This is a genomic window from Desulfofundulus sp. (assembly GCF_049701015.1).
Lineage (GTDB): Bacteria > Bacillota > Desulfotomaculia > Desulfotomaculales > Desulfovirgulaceae > Desulfofundulus.
The window spans coordinates 1-4,906 of sequence record NZ_JBNATZ010000189.1 but is presented as its reverse complement, the minus strand read 5'-3'; the positions used below and the strand labels follow the sequence as shown (position 1 = coordinate 4,906).

The following is a 4,906-nucleotide window of genomic DNA, read 5'->3' as shown; positions in this document are numbered from 1 at the left end:
GCTACTTGCGCAGGGCGTTCACAGCCTGGGCAAGCGAGGCGATGCTGGCGGCCAGGTTCTCCAGCTTGGTTTCAATGCGCACCAGCAGATAGGCGGCGACTGCGATGGGGAAACCCAGATTTCCTATAGCCTGCAGGATGTTTTCCACGGGGCGCACCTCCTGTATGAGATATGAGAGGTGGGAAGTGATGCGGGGTAGCCGGCCCCCGGCAGCGTTGCCGGGGGCCGGGAGTTTAAAAGGCACTTTTAAGCCGGGTCGTACAGGTCGTTGGTGGTACGGTCGACGATCTGGACATCCTGCTTAGCAACCAGGGCGCCGCCGCCGGTGAGGAAGACGTTTTTGCTGATGACCAGGTCCATGGCCGCTTCAATTTCAGCGGCGGTGACGTTGTCCCGGGGGTTGTCCAGGCTGATGGTAAAGTTTGAACCGCCCGCATTTTTAAAGACCATACGCAGTGTCTGGGTGGTGGTTACAGCCATTGGTGATTACCTCCTTTTTTTCGCCGGCTTCTATTGGTGCCGGGAACCGGTTTCGTCGGGTTGAGAGGCGGGGCCTGTGACAGGACGGCCCCGCCTTGCTTGCCGGTTGTCAAGCCTGAACCAGGCGGGCGTTGTCAATCCTGTTTACGCCGGCCAGAGGATACTCCTGCAGCCCCGCCAGGGCCCGGGCCACGTCGAAGAGGTCCTGGTCGGTGGCTTCGGGGCGCACGTTGTTCAGGTTTTTATTCCGGTAGACCGGGTTGGCGCTCCCATCGACGCCGGTTTGGAGCACGAGCCGCAGTACCGTAGTACCGGGAACCTTGCTTATGGCCATAGATGAAACACCTCCACTTTTTATGGTCGAACACGTGTTCGGGACGTGGCTTTATTATAACCCGGGCGGAGGGTCCCGTCAAGCCCAGAATCTGGTAGACCGGTGTCTACTTTTGGAGCAGCTCCATTAATAGCGGTTGCAGGGTACCGGAGCAAAGGGTCTTCCAGTATCTGGATAGGCCTCCGGCTGCCCTCAGGTTTTGATACCGATTTAATTTGACACCTTCCGGCCTATTTGCTAGAATAGTCGTGGCAGTTTTTGCCCTCAGCAGATGGAGGTGTTTTTATGGCCAGAAGGCTTTTTACTTCAGAGTCAGTAACCGAAGGCCACCCGGATAAGGTGGCCGATCAGATCTCCGACGCCATTCTGGATGAGATCATCGCCCGGGACCCTGATGCCCGGGTGGCCTGTGAAACGCTGGTGACCACCGGATTGATTCTGGTGGCCGGTGAGATTACCACCAGATGTTATGTGGACATACCCCGCGTTGCCCGGGAAACCGTGCGCGAAATTGGTTATACCCGGGCCAAGTACGGTTTTGACTGCGATACCTGTGCGGTGATCACTTCCATTGACGAGCAGTCGCCGGATATTGCCATGGGCGTGAACAGGGCTCTGGAAGCCCGTTCCGGGGAAATGACCGATTCGGAAATCGAAGCCATTGGTGCGGGGGACCAGGGGATGATGTTCGGCTTTGCCACCAACGAAACGAAGGAGTACATGCCCCTCCCCATCGCTCTGGCCCACCGTCTGGCCCGCCGGCTGGCCACGGTGCGCAAGACCCGGGAACTCCCTTACCTGCGTCCCGACGGCAAGGTGCAGGTGACTGTGGAATACGAGGACGACCGGCCGGTGCGCATTGATACCGTTGTGATTTCGGCCCAGCACCACCCCCGCGTTTCCCTGGACCAGATCCGGGAGGACCTGATTGACAGGGTTGTCAGGCCGGTTATCCCTCCGGAACTGCTCAATTCCACCACCCGTTACTTTATCAACCCCACCGGCCGTTTTGTCATCGGTGGCCCCCAGGGGGATACGGGCCTGACCGGCCGCAAAATTATTGTGGATACCTACGGTGGTATGGCCCGTCACGGTGGCGGCTGCTTTTCCGGTAAAGACCCCACCAAAGTGGACCGTTCCGCCAGTTATGCCGCCCGCTACGTGGCCAAGAACATTGTGGCCGCCGGGCTGGCCGACAAGTGCGAGGTGCAGCTCGCCTATGCCATTGGCGTGGCCCGTCCGGTCTCCATAATGGTCGATACGTTCGGTACCGGCAGGGTGAGCGAAGAGCTCCTGGTTAAGCTGGTGCGGGAGCACTTTGACCTGCGTCCGGCGGGGATCATCAAGGCCCTGGATTTGCGCCGGCCCATTTACCGCCGCACCGCCGCCTACGGCCACTTCGGGCGCACCGACATCGATCTCCCCTGGGAACGCACGGACAAAGCCGAGCTGCTGCGCAGGGAAGCCGGGGCGTAGAGTGGGGAATAAGCGTATAAGAAGAGTATAAGGAAAATTGGGAGACCCCGGAAACCCCCGGGGTCTTTATAATTGGGTACTGCACAAAAAATGGTGCTCCAACTGGAGATTTCGCGCTGGCATTCAATGTTACACGCCTGTTTATCCCTGTGGCAACCGGCATTTGCTTGCGCTCGATTTTAAGAGGCCGTGGCCCCCTTTCACCCCTGTTCGGAGTCCTGCATATGGTGGAGCAAGGGCGGATTTGGGGGTGATTGACTTGCTTTGGGTGCAGTTTCTCCTGGCGCTCTGGCTTTTGTGGCTTGGTCTGGTGGTGGTCAATGCGTGCCGGCTGGTTCTGGCTTACCGTCGCTATGCCGGGCAAAGCCGGGGAAAACTGGTGCTGCTCCTGAGCAACCAGGAGCAGGCCTGCGAGGGGTTTCTACGACGGCTTGCTCCCGGGTGCGAACTTTTACTGCCCCGGCTGGAAATGACCGTGGTGGTGGATGAGCAGAGCTGCGACGATACTCTCGGCATTGCCCGCATCCTTGGCCGCAGACTGGGCTTCAGGGCCCTGCGGGCGGGGGAAACCACCGGAGAGGAGAGGACGGCCCTTTCGACCATGCTGGTCCGCCTGCCGGGTGAGCCCCGTGAGGGTCTGGTTGGCGGGGCGAGACCTGTATGGTATTACGATGCCCGGGGGCTGCAGGGGCGGCATCTTTTGCGCACACCCGTCTTGCGGCAGATACACCGGGCCGCCTGAAAAACATGGAGGAGGTAAACGGTATTTTTTGTCGAAGTAGACCTTGAGGTGAGAGATTTGAAAGGGATGCGCCGCTTTACCCACCTTGCCTGTACCTGGCTGATCACCGGCCTGGGGGTGTGGGGTTTGGCGCGCTTTTTTTCTTCCCTGGACCTGGATTACGGGAGGCACTATCTCGTTTTCGTCGCCCTGGGGGTGGCCGCCGGGTGGCTGGCGGTCAACTTTCCCCACGGCCAGCTCTCGGGCGGCTTTGCCCTGGTTCTGGCTGCCTATATCCTTTTCGGTGCTCCGGCAGCGGCTTGGACCGGGGCCCTGGCCACCCTGTTCAGCCAGGGCTTTTTACCCCGGGGTGACCCCCTGAGGACCGTTTTCTACAATGCCGCCCAGCATGTACTGGCAGTCATCGCGGGGAACTTTGTTTTCCTCCGGGTTGCCGGTGCGGCCGGCAGCAGGATCTCGCCGGGACTGGCCGCCGGCCTGCTGGCGTTCTCCGGGACCTACTTCGTGGTGAATCACCTCCTGGTCTCCCTGTACGTGGCTCCCAGGAGGTCCCACCACCCCCTGCTCGGGTGGTGGGATGCTTTCCGCTGGGACGGGTTGACCTGCCTGTTCAGCATTCCCACGGGGATGCTCATGGCTTTTTTGTACCGCGAGGCAGGGTTATCCGGCCTGGTACTCCTTTTCCTTCCCGTGCTGGTGGTGCAGTTTGTCTTACGGTTGTACGTGCATATGGAACTGGCCAACAGGGAATTGCTGGCACTCTACCACGTGGCCAGGGGATTGGGCCAGAGGCTTGATGTGCAGGCAATACTGGACCTGGTGCTCAAGGAGACCCGCCGGGTGGTATCTTATCACAGCGCGGTGATCTACCTGTGGTCCGCGGACGGGAGGTGTTTGGAGGCCCGCGCGGCTGCGGGTCCTTTCCGGGAAAAATTGTGCGGGAGCGTGGTTTTCCCGGAAGAGAGCTTCACCGGCTGGGTTCTGGAAAGCGGTGAGCCGGAGATTGTTTACGATGTGCGGGAAGAACCCCGACTCCGGCAGGAACCGGGGCTGTTCCAGGTTCTGCGTTCTTTAATGGTTATCCCCCTTTTGGCTGACACAAGGAAGTTGGGTGTCCTGGTCATCGGGGATAAACGACCTTTTGCCTTTTATGAAAATCACCTCCACACCATCTCCGTCATTTGCGGCCAGGCGGCGGTAGCCATTGCCAACACCATTTTGATGGAGCGTCTGGTGGAAAGCGCCAATACAGATGGCCTGACGGGCATTTACAATCACCGTTATTTCACTTACCGGGCCGATCTCGAGTACCGGCGCACCCGGGAAGCCGGGCTGCCCCTGGCGCTGATCATGCTGGACGTGGATAATTTTAAGTTGATCAACGACCGCTTCGGCCACGTGGCCGGGGATGCGGTACTGGTGGAACTGGCCGGTCTCCTGCGGGATGCCGTGGGTGAGGCGGGGGTGGTCTGCCGTTACGGGGGTGAAGAGTTTGCCGTCCTCCTGCCCGGCTGTGATGCGGCTCGGGCCGGCGCTCTGGCGGGGGAACTGAGGCGGCTGGTGCGGGAACACCAGTTTGCGGTGGAAGGTATGCCCCGGCAGGTTCGGATCAGTCTGGGGGTAGCGTCCTGTCCCCGGGATGCCCTGGATGTGACCACGCTGGTGCAGCGGGCCGACCAGGCACTGTACGGGGCCAAAAAAGCGGGCAAGGACCGCGTGGTGTTGTACGAGCAGCTGGTCGAACTGCCGCGGGAATGGGAAGTGAGAAATGAGAAGTGAGAAATGAGAAGTCGAAGTGGGAGTTGATGGGGTGCGCCGTCTTTTAACCCCTTTGCGGGAACTGTGGAAGGATTTCCTGGACCTTTTGTTCCCCC

At 60.0% G+C, this 4,906-nt stretch carries 6 protein-coding genes; 3 read left to right on the top strand and 3 right to left on the bottom strand.

Features of this window, described 5'->3' with window-relative positions; genetic code table 11:
• Position 1 precedes the first annotated feature (1 nt).
• The 3 genes from ACPLUI_RS10975 to ACPLUI_RS10965 form a co-directional block, all read right to left on the bottom strand.
• Positions 2-244 (bottom strand): YvrJ family protein, encoded by a 243-nt coding sequence (locus tag ACPLUI_RS10975; RefSeq protein ID WP_424660305.1) that lies wholly within the window; start codon positions 242-244, stop codon positions 2-4.
• Positions 245-246: 2 nt separating this feature from the next.
• Positions 247-480, bottom strand: coding sequence for a DUF2922 domain-containing protein (locus ACPLUI_RS10970; RefSeq protein ID WP_424660304.1), 234 nt, complete (start codon positions 478-480; stop codon positions 247-249).
• Positions 481-589: 109 nt separating this feature from the next.
• Positions 590-814, bottom strand: a complete 225-nt coding sequence (locus tag ACPLUI_RS10965) for a DUF1659 domain-containing protein (protein ID WP_424660303.1) — start codon at positions 812-814, stop codon at positions 590-592.
• A gap of 285 nt (positions 815-1,099) precedes the next feature.
• On the opposite strand from ACPLUI_RS10965, the gene metK reads away from it, so the two are divergent.
• The 3 genes from metK (at position 1,100) to ACPLUI_RS10950 (ending at position 4,811) form a co-directional block, all read left to right on the top strand.
• Positions 1,100-2,290 (top strand): methionine adenosyltransferase, encoded by a 1,191-nt coding sequence (gene metK / locus ACPLUI_RS10960; RefSeq protein ID WP_424660302.1) that lies wholly within the window; start codon positions 1,100-1,102, stop codon positions 2,288-2,290.
• 250 nt (positions 2,291-2,540) lie between these two features.
• A complete protein-coding gene (locus ACPLUI_RS10955) occupies positions 2,541-3,032 on the top strand; it encodes a hypothetical protein (RefSeq protein WP_424660301.1) in 492 nt (163 codons plus the stop codon).
• 48 nt (positions 3,033-3,080) lie between these two features.
• The gene (locus ACPLUI_RS10950; RefSeq protein ID WP_424660300.1) at positions 3,081-4,811 is read left to right on the top strand and encodes a diguanylate cyclase; all 1,731 of its coding nucleotides are present in this window, start codon (positions 3,081-3,083) and stop codon (positions 4,809-4,811) included.
• Positions 4,812-4,906 lie beyond the last annotated feature (95 nt).

Bases quoted from the DNA above. Each gene is read 5' to 3' on its own strand.
- ACPLUI_RS10970 (WP_424660304.1), bottom strand. From the start codon at position 480: ATGGCTGTAACCACCACCCAGACACTGCGTATGGTCTTTAAAAATGCG.
- ACPLUI_RS10965 (WP_424660303.1), bottom strand. From the start codon at position 814: ATGGCCATAAGCAAGGTTCCCGGTACTACGGTACTGCGGCTCGTGCTC.
- metK (WP_424660302.1), top strand. From the start codon at position 1,100: ATGGCCAGAAGGCTTTTTACTTCAGAGTCAGTAACCGAAGGCCACCCG.